Here is a 17360-nt window from a genome sequence, read left to right on the forward strand (position 1 = left end):
GAGCAAATGACAAAGCCGCAAGGAACGTATGTCCAGCCAAAATCCTGAACCAGCCAATCGGTCTCAGAATCAAGCGAATCAGAGCAACGAGCAAGCGATCGCGCACGAACCGCATCATGATCTCTTTCCGTCCGAACGCTCCTTTTTCAACTGGTTGACCGTTTGCGCCATCGGATTTGCGTCACTCGTATTCGCCTTGAGCGCCCATCACATATACAACAATCAGTTTCACGTTGGTGATATCGCCGATCACGACCTGCTCGCTACCCACGCCAGTCTGATAGTGGACGAGGCGGCGACCAGAAAGGCTAGAGACGATGCCAGGCGAGCCGTCATGCCCATTTTCAAAGCCAATAAGAACGAAGACCAGAAGACACAACAAGAAATTAGCGATCTCTTAAACGCAATAAATAAGATTCATACAGCAGGGCTGCATTCTCTGCCGCCTAAAACGATTGAATTTCTGCCCGAGTATCAGGCCCTGCTCAATGAGCCCGATTCAACATTCCCGGAACACGCCAGATCGGCAGCTCATCGCTTCAATACAAGCGAAGCGGAGCTGACAGCCCAGAGAAACGTCCTCAAAAATCTCATCGCAGCAGACAACACAATTCAGCCTTTCCTCGTAACTGTGGCGCTGGCAGTGCCGGAAGCTGATGTGATCAGGTACAAGACCACAGTTCAAAATGCAGGTGCTCGAATTTTGCGCACCTTGCATCGTTTACCCGAGGAACCGAGCAGCTGGACTGAAACCGCGATGGAGTTTCTGCCCGAGAACTGGTCTCAACCACTAAAACTGGCAACCGCGCAGTTAATTTGCTCCAGACTGCGTCCGAACATGGAAGTAGACCTGGAGGCAACAGAGAGCAAAGCTGCTGCCAACGCTGCGGCCGTAAAACCAATCATGAAGCAGATTACAGTCGGCGAATTGATTGCCAAAAAAAATACGACAATCACTCCTGAAACAGCAGAGCTCTTGCAAGTCATGGGCATTAGTGAGAACAACCGCTGGCCTTTCGTGCTTGGTCTGGGGCTTTCACTGGCGGCTGCGGTTTCCCTTGTCGCCCTCTTTCTATTTGCACTGGAGCAGAAGCATCTCTTCTCGACAGCTTCGGTCGGCATGATGTACACGGTCTCGGTCATCGTTTTTGCACTGTCGGCTATCTTAGGGAAAAGCTATCCGCAGATAGTGCCGCTACCCGCAGCAGCCCTCATTCTGACAATATTTCTCGGGCAGCGAGTGGCGGCCGCCGTGACCGTGACCCTGGCTATCTTTCTTGGAGTGGACGGGCTAATTGATATAAGCAACCTGGTTGCCCTTGGCACCGCAGCCGGTGCGGCGATCGGTTTCTATTCCAAGAAAAGACATGCTCTCATGTCGACTGGGTTGATCATGGCACTGGCTCAGGGACTCGGCTTCGTTATGGCCTCTGTAGCTCAGAGCAACACCTCGCCGACATTCTTAGTAAAGGGTCTGACCTACGACTTTTTTGGCGGCATCATTCTGGCAATTGTCTCAATTGGCTCACTGCCATTTTTAGAAAGCATTTTTGGAATGCTCACCCCGTTCCGCCTTGCCGAATTAACAGATGCAGACCAGCCGCTGCTGCGTAAACTGGAAGAGAACGCACCTGGTACATATCAACACAGCCTGGCTGTGGCCAACCTGGCAGAAGCGGGAGCGCGAGACATCGGAGCCGATGTGAACCTGGTGCGTGCCGGTGCTTTCTACCATGATGTCGGAAAAATGGTGCGCCCCAAGTACTTCATCGAGAATCAGTTAGGAGACAAGAATCCGCACGATTCGATGTCGCCGGAAGACAGCCGAGAGCGAGTGCTCGCCCATGTTACCGACGGTCTGGCGCTGGCACAAGAATATGGACTCCCCAAAGCGGTGCAAGATTTCATCCCCATGCACCAGGGCACTTCACTGATGGCATATTTCTATCACAAGGCTTGTCTGCGTGATGGAGCGGAAAATGTCGACGCCAACTTCTATCGCTACCCGGGTCCAAAACCGCAATCTAAAGAAACTTCCATCGTCATGCTGGCAGACGTATCAGAGGCTGTAACGCACAGCATGAAAGACCCCTCGCAAGAAGAAGTGGAAGAGGCAATGACTAAAGTCTTCCAGAACCGATGGGATGACGGTCAATTCAACGAGTCAACACTCACTTATGCCGAATTGCAAAAGGTGAAAAAAGCATTTGTGCATGTCTGGCGCACTCTGCATCACGAGCGGCTCAAGTATCCAAGCACTACGACGGGGCGCATGGCCGTACCACCAGATGCGGTGTCAGCCGCGGCTGCCTCTGCCGCCGCCGGCTCATCATCATCAACACCAGAAGCGGTGCCAGTCGGCACAGCCCAGTCTTCCGGCACGGTCGTCAGCACCAACCTTACTGAGAAGGAAAGCGAGAGCCAGCCACCTGATCAGTGCTGCTGAACTTCTACGACTTCCGGTACGCGCAGACGAGTTCTCTGCGTCCAACCCAGTTGAAAAATTGCTTCGTCAACTGTCAAGTTGGCCCGCATTGAAAAATCAAGCGCCATGATCGCTTTCTGAAAAGTAATTACCTTCTCATCGATCAGGTAAACACACCGCAGCGCGCCGTAAACGGCTCTTTCATCGGCGAGATTATGCTTCAAAATCATTTTGCAAACATCTGAGGCTTGATTGTAATTGAGATCCAGTCGTTCCTGAATTTCACCCGGCACATTGACGAGAGTGACTTGTCCTGAAGATGTGAGAATTTCCATCAGATCAACCGCTTTATTTTTCCGCTGCCGAAATACAGCCACCTCCGCTACAGTTTTATATAGCGGCGAACCATCCTTACGCACCAGCATAAGTGCTTCGGCGGCGTAAGGCTCAGCAAGGGTGCTGTTATCGAGCATTTCTTGAAGCTCGACAGCAGCATTCACGACTGACGGAGGAGCGATTTGAGTCTCGATAAATACCTGACCTGAGAATGCACCGATGCTCAACGAGCGATTCAAGGCATCTAACAAAGCCTGCTCACTAATGATTTTGGCTTCCATGAAAAGTTCGCCGATCTTGAGCGTAGGCTTCATAGGCAGGCGCACAAAGCCCCGATTGATTTCAGCTTTTTCGAGCAGTCTCTCGCGATCTGCAGCAGCCCGCATTCCGCCAATTGCGTGTTCGCGATTGATCATGCCGCGACGAATCAGCTGCTGTGCAAGCAATGCCGTATTGATCAACTGCTGAGAGACGAAGCCTCGAAAACAGAAGATATGACCAAGAGGCAATCCGGTTCGCACGTTTGTCTGCAGTGCTTCTTCCAGCTCTTTGTTGGTAACTATGTTGGCAGAGACAAGCAATTGTCCAAGTTTATTAGTTGCCTGATCTTCCGGTTGTACGAAACCTGATGACTGCAAAGCTTCAGCGAGCGGAATCTTCTCTTTATGGGCGATCTGCAATACAGCAAGACCAACCTCCAGAGGCAATAATCGATCGTTGACCAGTGACTGCACTTCCAGGGCCGTGCGCAGTTGAGCCTCAGTCAGGTATCCCGACATGACAAGCACTTTGCCAATCGGCAGACCTCTTTGCTCGAAGTTGTGAAGAGCGTTTCGTATATAGTCAGACGTCAATATTCCAGACTGCAACAAAAGATCGCCGATGCGAATTTGTGCTTGCTCATCTGCCATATCTAAGTGACCTTCCGCAGTAAAAAACTAAAAAACTTTTGTGCGCCCTCTTCGGCAACGATGTGCGCAAACTTATTTAGGATATCAGTTTGTTGCTTCACTGGCGAAAGAAAGAAATAGCCGTAGTTCCATACTGACGACGGTCGTACATGTTTAGAGAGCGCTCAGACTGGTTGAATTTGAAGTCTCGATTGTGCTCGATTGCCAACACGCCGTCGGACTTCAAAAGAGCACATTTTTCCACCATCTCGACGACCCCATTGGGATAATTCGTCTTATAGGGCGGATCCGCAAAAATGATGTCAAACTTCAAAGGCGGAAGAGTGGTAAGTACATGCCTGTAATCACCGCAAATCACGTCAGCCTCGTAGCCGAGACTCTTCAGGCAATCCTCAAGGGCTCTTACCATACGCCTTTCCGACTCAATCGATGTGAGCGATTTTGCACCGCGGCTCAGTGCTTCCAGACCCATCAAACCACTGCCGGCAAAGATATCTAAGAAGTCGCAATCGCTAACTTTGGTTTGCAAAATGTTAAAGAAGGCTTGCCTGATTTTGGAAGCGGTCGGCCTGACAGCCAGGCCTTCGGGGCTCGGCACGATTCGCCCCCTCGCTTCTCCTCCTGTTATGCGCATGTATCCGGCAAGCTCCTTTTCGACAGTTTAAGCAATATCGGCGAAATCGTCCGCACACGGGCAGCCATGGTAACATGTGACTTCTATACTCAGCTAAACAAGCACCGTAGCTTGTGGCGAGCACTCTCATCGGTAAAAGAAGTGGCAACAGGACGCAGAATAGCGCGAGAACTAGCGGTAATTGTCATGCCGCAACTGCCTAAAGAGCGCGAAAAACTAGAGAAACAAGAGTTAGACTTAATCGTCTCAAAGTCAGTCAGGATGCTTTGCGACTACGCCAAGCAAAACTTAGCCGATGCCAACGCAATTTTACTTAACTGCGCCCAAACGCTTGCTGACATAGAGTTCGACCACCCTCGCAACAAAGATCAAATCGACAACCTTCGCCCCGTTCCCGTCACCACAGGACAACTCAAGGAAGCAGTAGAGAAGCTGGATCGCGCTCTCAACTTTGCTGCAGAAGCGTTGGACATCCCTGACATAGCACTGCTGGAAGGCACTACACCTCTGGTCGTCGAGTGTAAGAACTGCGGGCACGCCATACAAAGTCACATTCCCAAAAACGACAAAAGCGACATTCGAGACTTTCTTGTCCTGCTCATCAATGTCTACATCGAACACCGCAAGGAAATCGACGAATTCATAAAATTCGCCAAAGCAAAATGGAATGTCGACAGAATGGTCAGCATCGACCGAGACATTTTGCGATTGGCATGCGCAGAAGCCTTTTTCATCGATGAAGTACCAGTCAACGTCGCCATCAGCGAAGCCGTAGAGCTGGCGCACCGCTTTGCAGACGAAAAAGCTGCCAAATTTATCAATGGCGTACTTTCGGATCTCTCCGAGGAAGCGAAACACTTCCGCAATAAAGGTGAATTCAGAGAGCGCACGTTAGAAGAAACTGCCGATGATGAGAGCCTGAGCAAGCTGTAGAACACCATGAGCAACGAATCAAACGAGCAAGGTCAAACACCCGAACCTGCCAAAAACTGGTGGGGCACAACCCTGGGCAAGCTCAAGACTGCGCTGGTAAGAACCAAATCTGCCGTTGTCGACTCCGTCGTAGACAGAACCGCCGAAGGTGAAACCGCTGTTCAAGAACTAGCTGGTATCAATACTGGTGCCAGTCAACCACAAACAGTAGCACCGCCCCCGCCACCAGCGCCGCCCCGACCGATCGATGAAGATTATCTGGAAGACATCGAGGAGAAGCTGATTCGCGCCGATCTTGGCTTGCCGACCGTCGAACTTCTCTGCTCCCACCTGCGCAAGGAAGCGAAAGCAAAAAATTGGAACAGCCGTGATGTGGAGTCATTTCTCAAAACTGAGTTCACGGCCATGCTTGAAGATATTCCGTCCTACAAACTGAACTACACTCCCGGCACGCTCAATATCTACATGGTAGTGGGCGTCAACGGCACAGGCAAAACGACCAGCATTGGCAAGCTCGCCTGGCGCTTGAAGCAAGAAGGCAAGAAAGTTCTCATGGCTGCCGCTGACACATTCAGAGCCGCAGCGGAGACACAACTGGAAATCTGGGCCGGACGTGCAGGCGTCGATATCGTGCGGCTGCAGGATGGCTCAGACCCGGGCGCCGTTGTCTTTCAAGCCATCCAGAGAGCCAAGGCGGAAAATTATGACGCCCTGGTTATCGATACCGCCGGGCGGTTGCACAACAAAGCCAACCTTATGTCTGAGCTGAAAAAAGTACGCGGCGTCGTCGAAAAACATGCCGGCGATAAACCGCTCGAATCGCTTCTCGTCCTCGATGCCTCAATTGGTCAAAATGGTTTGCAGCAGGCAAAAGTATTCACTGAGGTCTGTCCTCTCACCGGTGTGATTTTGACGAAACTGGATGGCAGCGCCAAAGGTGGTGTCGTATTCAGTGTTTCTCGCGAGTTGAAAATTCCCGTCAAGCTGATCGGCTTAGGGGAGCAAATGGACGATTTGCGCGATTTCGAACCAGACATGTTTATAGAAGCGCTCTTCGCCTGAAATAACGTAGTTGCACTTTCAGCGCTTTGCTTAACAAGTCAACCGATTGATCAGTAAGGCAAGCCAGCCTTGCGCAAGTCGTCGCGTTTGACGAAATTAGTGGAGAGCTGATTCTGCCACCAGATATGACCCATCTGGTTGATTTTTACTTCGCCTTTAGGCACCGGCGTACCATCATAAAAACGACCGCCAAGCTGGGCTAATTTATCGCCCCATACCATCGGACCTTTATAGGTGCCGGTCGTGTCGTAATATCCACCGGTCGCGCACTGCCCCCATCGATACGGAGCATCATCAGGGTTTGTCCATTTTGGCTTTTGATGCTGTTGGGCCTGGAGAGCATAAGGATTGAAAGCCGCTCCACCGCGCATCATCGGATTTCCGTCAAGCCGCCCCTGCAAAGGAACACCACCAAACATATTGGCGGAGGCATTTAACGGCGGTCTCTGAGGTGCAACTGTAATGACAGGTTTTGGTGCAGATTGAGGAGTAATTTGCGGAGCAGTTTTGGCGGTCTTGACTGCCGGCGCAGCTGTTTCGTGACGTGCGTGTACGCTGACGCTGCCGGACAGTGGAGCCCGCTTCGGCACAGGTCGCGTATCGAGCCGCGGCGTATCTGCCCTCAAGGTCTCCTCCGCAGAGGCTGTGCTCTGAAAGGCAGCATCCTGAAGCGCTGATATAGCCAGCGCAGCTAATAAAACTCGACCCGTCCTCATAAATTCTCCCAACTCTGCGGTCGTGGCGAGGCTTCTCACAACAGACGACCGGTATGCATCTACGTGCATTATCTCCTACTCCACATGACATTGCACGAAAAGCTTAAAACCAATAAATAAATGCAAACTGCTGCAAGTGAACGGTCAGGATACTAATGAAAGAGCGGGCAAATAATCAATGTTTGAAGCCAGAGCGGCCAGGTCAGAGTGACCGTGACTGCTAACTGCCCCTGTTTTTTGACCGGAGGTTCCGCCCAGTCCGCCCAGATCACCCAGCGGAAAAGCGAGACCAGCGTCTTCGAACTGCTGTACTTCTGCCAGGTTTTCGGGAGTGTTTGGCACAATCAAACCATCTGCGTTTCTGATGAATTTCGGCTGTCCACTCTCGTCTAACCCGTAAGTTTTATTGATGTCGAGCTGATCTAACTTCTTAATGACCTCATACAGATCAGGATTACAAGCAAGCAATTCAGCACGAGTCTCCTCACCACCACGAAACTTAGCAGTGGCTTCCGCTCCTGCTTCTGCCGGATTAGGGAAATAACCGGTTGCCGGTTTAACCAGGGCTATATCAGCGGCTTCTTCGTTGGTAATGATTTGCGGATTTGCAGATGGATTACCATCTGCGTCTAACGGATTACCGTCTTTGTCGGTTCTCGCCCAACCACTGCTTCCGACACCACCTTCATTCGGAATCGATTTAAAATAGCGACCATCTTTAGTAACTAAAAGCCAGGTATCGCCCGCTTTTACATAACCAAGCTGAGCGGCGTAGCTCGTCTCGTAAGTTTTATCGTCACCGTACAATCGAAACTGTCCATTGTGCGCCAGCTCATGCATAAATACCCGCATCACCTGATCGGGAGTACTTATACCGCCGTTGGGCTCGATCACGACTCTTGAACCGTCGGCGAATCCGCCTTTGTTGGGATTCTTGCCCTGCCTGGCAGTAAAATCGATTTCCACAGGCTTTCCGTCAGCCCTCACCACATCTGGTGCAGAACGCTGCACGGAGGACTCCACTCCATACATCTGACCAAGATTAGGTGTTTTCAGAGGCACCTGTTCTCCATCTACATCAGTCATTTCTCCATCGCGACCAATTTTCACATTGTATTGTTTTTCAACTTCTTCCAGCTTCTGGTCTCTCATCTCAAGCAACTTAGCACTATCTGCAGTGGCATCACCGCTGCCTGTGAAAAGCTGGATCGTTTCACCATTGACCTCTACACTGTAGTGATAGACGAACTTCCCATCTTCGACTGAGCGCGAGACATTGACCCCGTTTTCGGCGGCGACGCTTGTAAGCGCAGGGTCAATTGGTGTTTGCTCCAAGACCTCAGGTGAAAAATCCACCCCTCTCTCAACGCGATTACCTGTCGAATCGACATAGCTATAGGAACCGTCAGGGTTTACGGTCACTTCCGGCATGTAGTAAGCTTCCGGCTGCCCGGTTGGATAAACGAGCAGAGCCTGGTGTTGTCCGTCGATATTGGTAATTAATTCTGTCATTCCTGTGGCAGTGTCTTTTCTTACAATCGTAGTCAGATTTCCTGCCGGGTCGAAACTCTGTTCGTAAGTGCCGTAGCTGGTAGTTTCGGTAATGTGCGTCGCACCGTATCCTTCCACTACCACGTGCGCGTTGCCGGCATCATAAGTGATACCACCATCAAGATTGACAGTCAGCCCTGAAATCGACACAACGTCCAATCTCTGCCCACAACGGTCATACGTCGACATTTGCCATTCGCCTGAAAATCTGCTCCTGGAAAAATTGTCGACAGTGCCGTCAGGATTGATGCGCGTAGCCCAGGCGATTGCACCGCTCTCATCATATTGATAGTGCGCTTTCGTTACCGGACCATCGTCACCATGTTGAGCGGTGACATCAACTGAACCATTTTGATGGCGGATTTGTGTAACACTGCCGTCTACTACGGTAACGTCGCCCTGAGGTGAAACCTTGACTGAATCGATATTTTCGTTGACCTGTGATTCCCCGCCTGGAGTCTGAACCGTCTCGGACCAGTTCCCACCGTCTCTTTTGTACGTTATGGTTGTACCGTCACTAAAGGTTACGGTCACTTTGCATGGATATGGATCTTCACCGTGATAGTCAACAGTCGTGCTGGAACCATCCGCGCTTTTGATATCCCGAATTCGTCCAAATCTATCGCTCGTGATCGGCTGATTGGCATCGCTTGCCTCTGCCCCGCCATCACTACCGGTGCCTGGTTTTACTCCAACCGGATCGTCCGTAATGACGAGACCAGGCAATAACCCCCGTTCATGCAGTGCATTGGAAACGGCACTGTCTAATTTAACAGTTCTGCCATTAGCCGGGTCGCGTTTTTCAGCATCGTAGAGTTCATCGAGTATACGCTTACCTGAGCGTTCAACTCCACTAGTTCCTCCTTTGCGTGCATCATCGAGGCTGGTGGAGATAGGCAAATCGTTGGCAGGCATGATCGTTCCTCCGATTCATGTCGAAAAAATCGTTTCTGTTCTGGTTGATGGAGAGGACAGATATAGTAAGCAAATCTATGCTAGCTGCAGATTTTCCCAAATTTGTGGCAACAGACTGGAGCCCCGCCGGCAGGAGCCAGCAGGGCGTTCATGTTCGAATGTCGCTATTGCGGAAGCGCCGATGTTTAGATTTTAGTGAGCGGCTTGATGCACTCAATCGCATCGGGATTTTCAACGGATGATAAATCGCCGACCGGCTCACCCAGATACCGACGTCGAATCGTGGCACGTACTATCTTGCCGGAACGAGTCTTGGGCAACGATTGCACGAAGTGCACCACTTCCGGACGAAGCACTGCACCGAGTCGCTCTCCGACCATGTAGCGCAATTCTTTCTCAAGCTCAGCCGACTCTTCGAAGTTGGGATTGAGCACCACGAAACAAACAAGGGCGTCACCCTTAATTTCATGAGGTACACCGATGACAGCAGCTTCTGCCACTTTCGCGTGTTCAACAAGCACAGACTCGACTTCGCCCGGTCCAACTCGCTTGCCAGCCACTTTGACCGTATCATCAGAACGTCCATAGAGGAAAAATGCTCCATCCGGATCGACTTTGGCCCAATCGCCGTGGTACCAGACACCGGGAAACTTGCTGAAGTAAGTCTCAATATAGCGGTCCGGATCTTTCAAAAAGCCTTTGGTCATCGATGGTGCCGGCTTCTTGCAGACGAGATGGCCGATCGCGTTTTTGATGCTGTTTCCTGATTCATCAAAAACATCTACGTCCATCGCCAGTGCCGCAGCACCGAGCGAACAAGCTTTAATGGGCATGACCGGCAGCGGTGTCAACAAGCAGCCAACCAGCTCAGTACCGCCCGAAATATTCATGACCGGGCAACGTTTGCCGCCGACATTGTTGAAGTACCACATGTAGCTGTCTTCATCCCAGGCCTCGCCTGTCGAGCCGAGCATCCTCAAGGTGCTCAAGTCGTGCTTCTGAATCCACTCGTCTCCAAACGTGCGCAGACTGCGGATGGCTGTAGGGCTGATTCCCAGAGTGGTGACTTTATGCTTCTCGATTATTTGCCACAAAATATCCGGAGTCGGATGCGTCGGGGCGCCTTCAAAAATGACAATCGTTCCACCATAGAAGGTGACACCAATCATCTCCCATGGACCCATCATCCAACCAATATCAGAGACCCAGAAGAAGACATCTTCAGGTCGAACGTCATAGGTAAATCCTAACTCCTTGCCTATTTGCGCAAGCGCACCAGCGTGAGTATGAACACAACCTTTCGGCTTGCCGGTCGTGCCTGAGGTGTACAGGTACATAGATGGATGCTCAGCGGGCAAATCCAATTTTGTAGGAGCCGGGGTCGCTTTACCGACGATATCGCTGAACCAGATGTCTCGACCTTCCACCCATTTGATCTCATTGCCGATGTGCTTGAGCACGACGACATGCTTCAAACCAGGCAGCTTCTCGGCGGCCTCGTCAACATCGTTTTTGATCGGAATGAATTTCCCTTTGCGCTTGCCGAAGTCAGCGGTAAAAAGCACTTTCGCTTCAGAATCTTCAAGACGAGCAGCGAGAGCTTGCGCTCCATAGCCACTGAAAACAGGCACAGCAACAGCGCCAGCCTTAAGACAACCAAAGAGAACTGCCACCACTTCCGGTACCATCGGCATATAAATACCGACCGCATCACCGGCTTTCACATCCAATTTCGCCAGAGCGGCAGCCACCCGGCCGGACATGTCATTGAGTTCGCCATAGGTGAGCTTCTCAGTGCCGCCGTCATCACCCTGCCAGATCAAAGCGATGTGATCTTTTCCAACACTGGTTCTGCATCCGGCTTTTTTGCCAGCCTCCAGATGCCAGTCAAGGCAATTGGCAGCAATGTTCATCTCTCCGCCGACAAACCACTTCGTCCAGGGGAAACCGCCCGACTGATCCATGAGCTTGTCGTAAGGCTTAGACCATTGAAAACCCAGATAGTCTGTGGCCGCTTTCCAGAACCATTCAGTGTCTTGAGACGATTTCTTGACAAGCTCCTGCCAATCCTTCAAGCCCTGCTTTTTGATGAAGTCAGCGACGCGGCTGTTCAGGTATTCGCCTTTGGGTTGCCAAATAACATCGGTCATGGTTGCACTCATGTGGTTCGCTTCCAAGTGTAGTTCGGGAATGACGATGTGGATCTTACAAGAAGTGGGGGCAGAACGGATATACCGCAGATAATCTACGGGACCAAAATTCGCTCTCGGTCGTCACTATAAAGAGAACTATTGTGGAGTCTGACCAAGTTGAAGTTCAGCCCGCCGACATTTAAACGTCTAGCAATTACTGCAGCCGCTCTGGCGACTGTCACAGGTTGGAGTTCTTTAAGACCAGCGACAGCGGCGGTCGTCCGCACAGATAACGGAATGCTGGCCCAGAAACTCGGCATTCCTTTATACGAATGGCAGGATGATGCCAATCCGGAACCAAAGCTGATTTTCCTGGCAGTACATGGGTTCACCCAGCAGGGGCTGTGCTTTGAAGCTCTGGCAAAAGAACTGGCGGCACGCGGCTATCTCGTAGTCGCACCAGACTTGCGCGGGCACGGACGTTGGATTGGTAGCACAGGCAGCACAAACAACGACTTCACTGTCAGCTGCGAAGATGAAAGCCGTTTGCTGGCGCAACTGAGAAAAAGCCACCCGGGCGCGAAGATATTTGGATTGGGAGAAAGCGCAGGCTGTGCCGTTCTTTTGAAGGCAGTGTGCAATGAACCGAAAGCCGTAAAGGGTTTGATCCTCTGTGCCGCCGGCGTAGAGCCGCACATACACAAACCAGGCGGTATGGGTCCGAAATTCCTCATGGGCATGGCGAAACTTGTGGAACCGGTGGATTTAACCGATTACTATGCAAAATACGTTTCGGATGACAAAAGAACAGCCGACGAAATGGTTCACGATCCACTCAACAAGAGCCATCAGTCAGCCTTGAGCTTGATTGGCACAATGAATTTCATCAGTCAGATGCCTGTGCTCGCCAGTCAGTTACCACGCTCTATTCCTGTGCTTTTACTGCAGGGCAGCGACGACCAGATAGTCAATGCATCTTCAGCCAGTCGCGTTTACGATGGCTTCAAGACATCAGACAAGTCACTGCAAGAAATCGCAGGCTGCGGTCACATTCTTTTGGGAACATCATTTATCAAACCAGTGGTTCTAAACGACACGTTTGATTGGTTGGAAAAACATGGAGGACTACCGGCTGTCATCCAGCCTCAGACCAGCACAATCTCCAGTGCAACCGGACCCTCCAATTCAAAATCATTCACACAAAAAATGAAGAGCAAGTTTCGCATATAACTACCGCTATTTGACGAGAAGTGGACTGTAGTCGACCTGGCCCAGGTCGAGTTTAACTGTGCCCAAGCCATCGCCGCATTCCACGCAAAAGCCATAGCTGAGCGGATTCTGGCAATTGCACTGGGTGCTCCAACTTAATGATTCCGGCAGGAAATCAGGAGGGGGAGCTGCCGCAGGAACCGTTGCATACTGCAGACTGGCCCGGCGCAACACCGCTGCTCTAGCCGACCTCGTTGCTTGTCTGTGAGCACTAAAGCGGCTGATACCGTACTCAATCAATAGAGCAAAAGCGCCGGCGACATAGATATGACTCTTCGGAACCACTATGTCGAACCCTTCAGCAACGAGAACGGCACCGACCAGCGCAATGAAGCAAAAGGCAAGCGCTCGAATGCGTTTCCGTTCTTCCAGGAACTTACCGACTGCAGTTGTGCAAAACATCATCACAACAACAGAAACCACGATGGCAAGCATAATAGCCCGCATGTCGTTGACCATTCCGACTGCTGTGATCACCGAATCTAGAGAGAAGACGATATCTAAAATAACAATTTGAATGATGCAACTGACAATACCAGCCTTTTCAGGCGGCACGGCAGCGTGAGCCGCTTCATGCGACTTCTGCGTTTCAGCCACAGACAGCTCCAGGCAACTCTTAATGACGAGAAACAATCCACCGCCAATCAAGACAAGGTCACGCGCTGAAATTTCGTTTCCCAGCACCACCAGTAGTGACCGGGAGATGCCGATGAACCAGAAGAGCGCGGCAAGCAGAACGAATCTTAGCAACACTGCCAGTGACATGCCGGCAATGCGTGCCTTCTTTTGATATTTGACTGGTAATTTCGAGATCGTCAGCGAATGAAAAATGACATTATCGATACCGAGAACAATTTCTAAACCGGTCAAAGTTAGGAACGTAGCCCAAAATTCTGTTCTTAATATCCAGTCCATCTATAAGTCTCCAGTTGCCTGTTTGAGCAGCGCAATTCAAAGGCCGGTCGGCTCGGACTCCGAGCCAACGTTGAAAGAGGTAATGAATCAAGCGCGTTATACCAATATGCTCCTGACAGAAGAAGAGTTGTCAGAAGTTAACAAAGTTGCAATTTTGTCGATTGGAAAACCCGAATCTCAAGTTCTACCAGCTACTCGAACTCGGCTCTCAAAGTCTTGGCTCTCAGTTCGATAGCATCGGCCCTGGCATCTTGCCTGGTATCTCGCAAAAATTTGCCGAACGAGTCCAGAGCAGCCAGCATGTAGCGCGGGCTTGGATTTCCTTCCTCTAGTTCTATCACGGTCTCAAAACCTTTCTGCGCCTCATCATTCTTGCCCTCTTTAGCCTGCAAAACGGTTACAGCGAGTAAATCCTCGGCATATCGAGCATCCTTCTTTCCGTTCAGCTCGAGCGTCAAAGCCATTTTGCTCCTGGCACTTTTTTCTGCTTCTGCATAATTGCCTTCATCTGTATACGCCCGCGTCAATCCCTCATACGAAATTTTGCCCCGGTCGGCATCACCGCGGTTTTTGAGCTGCAAAACATTGATCGCATCACCAAACATTTTCTCAGCACTGGCATATTGTTTAAGCCGGAGATAGCAGAAGCCGGACAGGTTGAGATTGTCAGCCAATTCCAGTCGATGGTCATCGCCCCGCAAAAGAGTCCTGGCTTGTTCCAACTTGCCAATCGCCTTGCCGAATTCCTTCTGCTGCTCAAAAATTCTTGCCAGCCCGCGCATACTCTCGGCCTGCTGCAACGGTTTCCTGGCGCGCTCAACACCGGAGCTGTAAATCTTCTCTGCTTTAGCTAGATTGCCTGATTGAAAAGCCTCATTGCCGGCCTCGTTCAATTCTTTCCACGACATGCTCTGGGTGTCATCAACAGAGGGCAGCGCCTTCAACTCGGCAATCTGCTCTTTGATTTTCTCCGCATCGCTGGTGCGACCAGTCAACCTGTACAGTTTTTCTTTGCCCGCAAGAATCTGTTCTTTCAATACATCAGGCCCGAGTACAGATTCCTCCACAGATAAAGCCTCGTCATATAGCCGCTCCGCCTCATCCAGGCGCAGCGCATCACAAGCAATATTGGCTAAATGCAAGGCACTCCTCGACAAGCCGATAGCAAAATCACGATTGTTGACGGAATTGTTGCGCCAGTTCCAGAGCTGTTTGTAGATGTTATAGGTATTCCCGTAGGCGCGTTTTGCATCCTCAATGTTGTTTTCAGCAATGTAGACATCGCCTAACGCATCATACGTTTGTGCCAGACGAACGTCATTTTTGGGAAATGCTTTCGCACTTTCGACGGCATTGCGAAAGTTGCTCTCCGCCCCGGCATAATTCTTCGATTGCATAGCAGAAAAGCCGCTATCAAAGTTTTCCTTCCATGTCTTCTCGTCGGCACGCTCGGCTCTGGCGCAACCGTATACGGTGGCCGACACGCATGCAAGCAGAAGCACTCGGGTGCGATTATTCATTTGCTCAGCCTTTGGTAGGCACCGTGAATATAGTCTCAATACCTAGCATAATGCAGCTGGCTAAATTTGCGGCAAGTATAGTCAGCCAGACCTTTTTTGCGGTGTGTCGCTCGAGCAACATCAAAAATGCGCCCTCGACCATAATTGAATAAGTGCCAAACAGAGTTAACCCCCAGATACCAGAACCAGTTATATATGGACCCAGTCCGAGCAAAAGTCCCGTAAAAGAAGCAAAATTGACGAGCAACGAGTCCAGCAGAGAAAGGCGCAAGCTACCCCACTTCAGCCGCCACAAGACCACTGCTTCAATCAGCATAATGGGAACGAACTGGTAAATGTAGAATCCGAGCATGATGAAGGGATACAAAAAATAGCTTAGTGCTGCCAGCTAATCATACCGGTTTGAAAACAAAGCCGCTCGTTGCTTGCCTTACAGGCGAATTTAAGATCTGAGCATGCCGCCAGAAAGCCAGAGAATAAACAGCATATACGCAACGAATATCATCAAGTAGCAATTCTTCAACTCGAAGACGCTGAGACGGGAACGATTCGAATTAATCAAATGTAGGAATCGCCAAACTAGCTTGACACAGGTGTTTTCAAAGCTGGATCATGCCCTCATGTCCAGCATGCTTATCGGAATCGCCTGTCTTTTTGTCTTTCTCTGCATGGCTATGCTCATGTACAGCAGACGCATCAGTGCTTTGCTGGCGCTGCCGATCATGGCGATATTGATTGCCGTCATAGCGGGTATCCCAGGGCAGGATATCCTCACAGAAGTGCTCAGCAAAGGCGCCGTTAAGCTAAACAACACCTACACGACCACCATGTTCGGTGCCATTCTGGCTGAATTGCTCAACAAGCAGGGTATTGCCAAGGCAATAATTCGCTGGGTGGCCGAATTCGCCGGCGACAATCCCTTCTGGCTGGCGCTAGTTCTCACGGCCGTGACGACGCTGCTCTTTTCGACACTCGGTGGTCTGGGAGCTGTGATCATGGTAGGAACAATCGTTCTGCCTGTGATGCTCTCGCTGGGAATTTCAAGCGTCACAGCCGGCTCGCTCTTTCTCTTTGGCATCAGTCTTGGTGGCATGTTCAATATTGCCGGCTGGGCCTTATACATGGACGTCCTCCACCTCACCCAGGCAGAAATCATCCAGTTCGTCGTGCCATTCTCAATGATCTTCAGCTCGATTGTAGTGGCCTTTCTTTTAATCGAATTGCGCAACAAGAAGAACTTGAAATATGGAGCAATCTGCTTGCTTGTGATTGGTGCGGCCTTTTATGCACTGCAACAATTACCGAAAGATTCAGCTGTCAAAGCCGTCAAGGTTGCCGAACCGAATTCGCTCGTAGCGGCTGGATCAATGCTGATCATACTGGGACTTTACGCAGTTTTCCGGCAGAAGCAGAATATACATACAAATCCAACATTGTCGATGCTGACGCCCATCCTGCCACTAGTGCTGGTGCTCATCTTCAATTGGGACTTTATCCCGGCTTTCATATTCGGTATCACGTACTGCACCCTGATCACCTGGAAACGCAACTCGATTAACGTGCTGACCCGATCGATCATCGACGGAATCACTGCAGTGATACCAGCGGTCGTCTTAATGATGGGCATCGGCATGCTGATCAACAGCGTCAGTCATAAAGCAGTGACTGAGGCAATCAAGCCACTTTTAGAAGCGGCTATTCCCACCCATCCGCTTCCCTACGTAATCGTCTTCACAATCATCGCTCCACTGGCGCTCTATAGAGGTCCCCTCAGTCTGTGGGGCATGGGCAGCGGGCTTGTCACGATTGTCAGGCAACTAAATACACTGACTTCAGCAGCGATTATGTCAATGCTTCTTTCCGTCGGTCAGTTGCAGGGAATTTGCGATCCGACCAATACTGCAAATATTTGGATTGCCACTTATTTGAACACAGACACGCAAGTGCTTTTGAAACGCACTGTGCCTTACGCCTGGACAGCCACGGTCTTTGGTCTGCTGCTTTCAGTCTCGCTGGGATATGTGAAATGAGCGGCGATAAT

At 50.7% G+C, this 17360-nt stretch carries 13 protein-coding genes; 5 read left to right on the plus strand and 8 right to left on the minus strand.

Features of this window, described 5'->3' with window-relative positions; genetic code table 11:
- Positions 1-28 precede the first annotated feature (28 nt).
- Positions 29-2446, plus strand: a complete 2418-nt coding sequence (locus EKK48_27950; GenBank protein ID RTL35531.1) for an HDIG domain-containing protein — start codon at positions 29-31, stop codon at positions 2444-2446.
- On the opposite strand, the gene EKK48_27955 is transcribed toward EKK48_27950, so the two are convergent.
- A complete protein-coding gene (locus EKK48_27955) occupies positions 2434-3672 on the minus strand; it encodes a hypothetical protein (GenBank protein RTL35532.1) in 1239 nt (412 codons plus the stop codon). The two genes, EKK48_27950 and EKK48_27955, sit on opposite strands and share 13 nt — an antisense overlap.
- A gap of 97 nt (positions 3673-3769) precedes the next feature.
- Positions 3770-4306 carry a 16S rRNA (guanine(966)-N(2))-methyltransferase RsmD gene (rsmD, locus tag EKK48_27960; GenBank protein RTL35533.1) on the minus strand — a complete coding sequence of 179 codons (537 nt, stop codon included), beginning with the start codon at positions 4304-4306 and terminating at the stop codon, positions 3770-3772.
- A gap of 66 nt (positions 4307-4372) precedes the next feature.
- On the opposite strand from rsmD, the gene nusB reads away from it, so the two are divergent.
- Together nusB and ftsY are read left to right on the plus strand one after the other, a co-directional pair.
- A complete protein-coding gene (gene nusB / locus EKK48_27965; GenBank protein RTL35534.1) occupies positions 4373-5239 on the plus strand; it encodes a transcription antitermination factor NusB in 867 nt (288 codons plus the stop codon).
- Positions 5240-5245: 6 nt separating this feature from the next.
- Positions 5246-6301 (plus strand): signal recognition particle-docking protein FtsY, encoded by a 1056-nt coding sequence (ftsY, locus tag EKK48_27970; protein RTL35535.1) that lies wholly within the window; start codon positions 5246-5248, stop codon positions 6299-6301.
- A 50-nt stretch (positions 6302-6351) separates the two neighbouring features.
- Here ftsY and EKK48_27975 read toward each other — a convergent pair whose 3' ends face one another.
- From EKK48_27975 to EKK48_27985, 3 genes are all read right to left on the minus strand, one after another.
- Entirely contained in the window at positions 6352-7086 is a 735-nt protein-coding gene (locus tag EKK48_27975; GenBank protein RTL35536.1) for a hypothetical protein, read from the minus strand.
- 75 nt (positions 7087-7161) lie between these two features.
- A complete protein-coding gene (locus EKK48_27980; GenBank protein ID RTL35537.1) occupies positions 7162-9483 on the minus strand; it encodes a hypothetical protein in 2322 nt (773 codons plus the stop codon).
- Positions 9484-9668: 185 nt separating this feature from the next.
- On the minus strand, positions 9669-11633 hold the full coding sequence (locus EKK48_27985) for an AMP-dependent synthetase (GenBank protein ID RTL35538.1): 1965 nt from the start codon (positions 11631-11633) through the stop codon (positions 9669-9671).
- A 141-nt stretch (positions 11634-11774) separates the two neighbouring features.
- On the opposite strand from EKK48_27985, the gene EKK48_27990 reads away from it, so the two are divergent.
- Entirely contained in the window at positions 11775-12845 is a 1071-nt protein-coding gene (locus tag EKK48_27990) for an alpha/beta fold hydrolase (protein ID RTL35539.1), read from the plus strand.
- 6 nt (positions 12846-12851) lie between these two features.
- Here EKK48_27990 and EKK48_27995 read toward each other — a convergent pair whose 3' ends face one another.
- The 3 genes from EKK48_27995 to EKK48_28005 form a co-directional block, all read right to left on the minus strand.
- Entirely contained in the window at positions 12852-13799 is a 948-nt protein-coding gene (locus EKK48_27995; GenBank protein ID RTL35540.1) for a TerC family protein, read from the minus strand.
- A 191-nt stretch (positions 13800-13990) separates the two neighbouring features.
- On the minus strand, positions 13991-15319 hold the full coding sequence (locus tag EKK48_28000) for a tetratricopeptide repeat protein (GenBank protein ID RTL35541.1): 1329 nt from the start codon (positions 15317-15319) through the stop codon (positions 13991-13993).
- Positions 15320-15323: 4 nt separating this feature from the next.
- A complete protein-coding gene (locus EKK48_28005) occupies positions 15324-15686 on the minus strand; it encodes a hypothetical protein (protein ID RTL35542.1) in 363 nt (120 codons plus the stop codon).
- Between the two features lie 253 nt (positions 15687-15939).
- Between EKK48_28005 and EKK48_28010 the strand changes: the two genes are divergently transcribed.
- Positions 15940-17349, plus strand: a complete 1410-nt coding sequence (locus EKK48_28010) for a citrate transporter (protein ID RTL35543.1) — start codon at positions 15940-15942, stop codon at positions 17347-17349.
- Positions 17350-17360 lie beyond the last annotated feature (11 nt).

Source organism: Candidatus Melainabacteria bacterium (genome assembly GCA_003963305.1).
Classification (GTDB): domain Bacteria; phylum Cyanobacteriota; class Vampirovibrionia; order Obscuribacterales; family Obscuribacteraceae; genus PALSA-1081.

Coding starts and splice junctions, on each gene's coding strand:
- rsmD (RTL35533.1), bottom strand. CDS start 4,306: ATGCGCATAACAGGAGGAGAAGCGAGGGGGCGAATCGTGCCGAGCCCC.
- EKK48_27995 (RTL35540.1), bottom strand. CDS start 13,799: ATGGACTGGATATTAAGAACAGAATTTTGGGCTACGTTCCTAACTTTG.
- EKK48_27955 (RTL35532.1), bottom strand. CDS start 3,672: ATGGCAGATGAGCAAGCACAAATTCGCATCGGCGATCTTTTGTTGCAG.
- EKK48_28000 (RTL35541.1), bottom strand. CDS start 15,319: ATGAATAATCGCACCCGAGTGCTTCTGCTTGCATGCGTGTCGGCCACC.
- EKK48_27950 (RTL35531.1), top strand. CDS start 29: ATGTCCAGCCAAAATCCTGAACCAGCCAATCGGTCTCAGAATCAAGCG.
- nusB (RTL35534.1), top strand. CDS start 4,373: ATGGTAACATGTGACTTCTATACTCAGCTAAACAAGCACCGTAGCTTG.
- EKK48_28010 (RTL35543.1), top strand. CDS start 15,940: ATGTCCAGCATGCTTATCGGAATCGCCTGTCTTTTTGTCTTTCTCTGC.
- ftsY (RTL35535.1), top strand. CDS start 5,246: ATGAGCAACGAATCAAACGAGCAAGGTCAAACACCCGAACCTGCCAAA.
- EKK48_27980 (RTL35537.1), bottom strand. CDS start 9,483: ATGCCTGCCAACGATTTGCCTATCTCCACCAGCCTCGATGATGCACGC.
- EKK48_27975 (RTL35536.1), bottom strand. CDS start 7,086: ATGCACGTAGATGCATACCGGTCGTCTGTTGTGAGAAGCCTCGCCACG.
- EKK48_27985 (RTL35538.1), bottom strand. CDS start 11,633: ATGACCGATGTTATTTGGCAACCCAAAGGCGAATACCTGAACAGCCGC.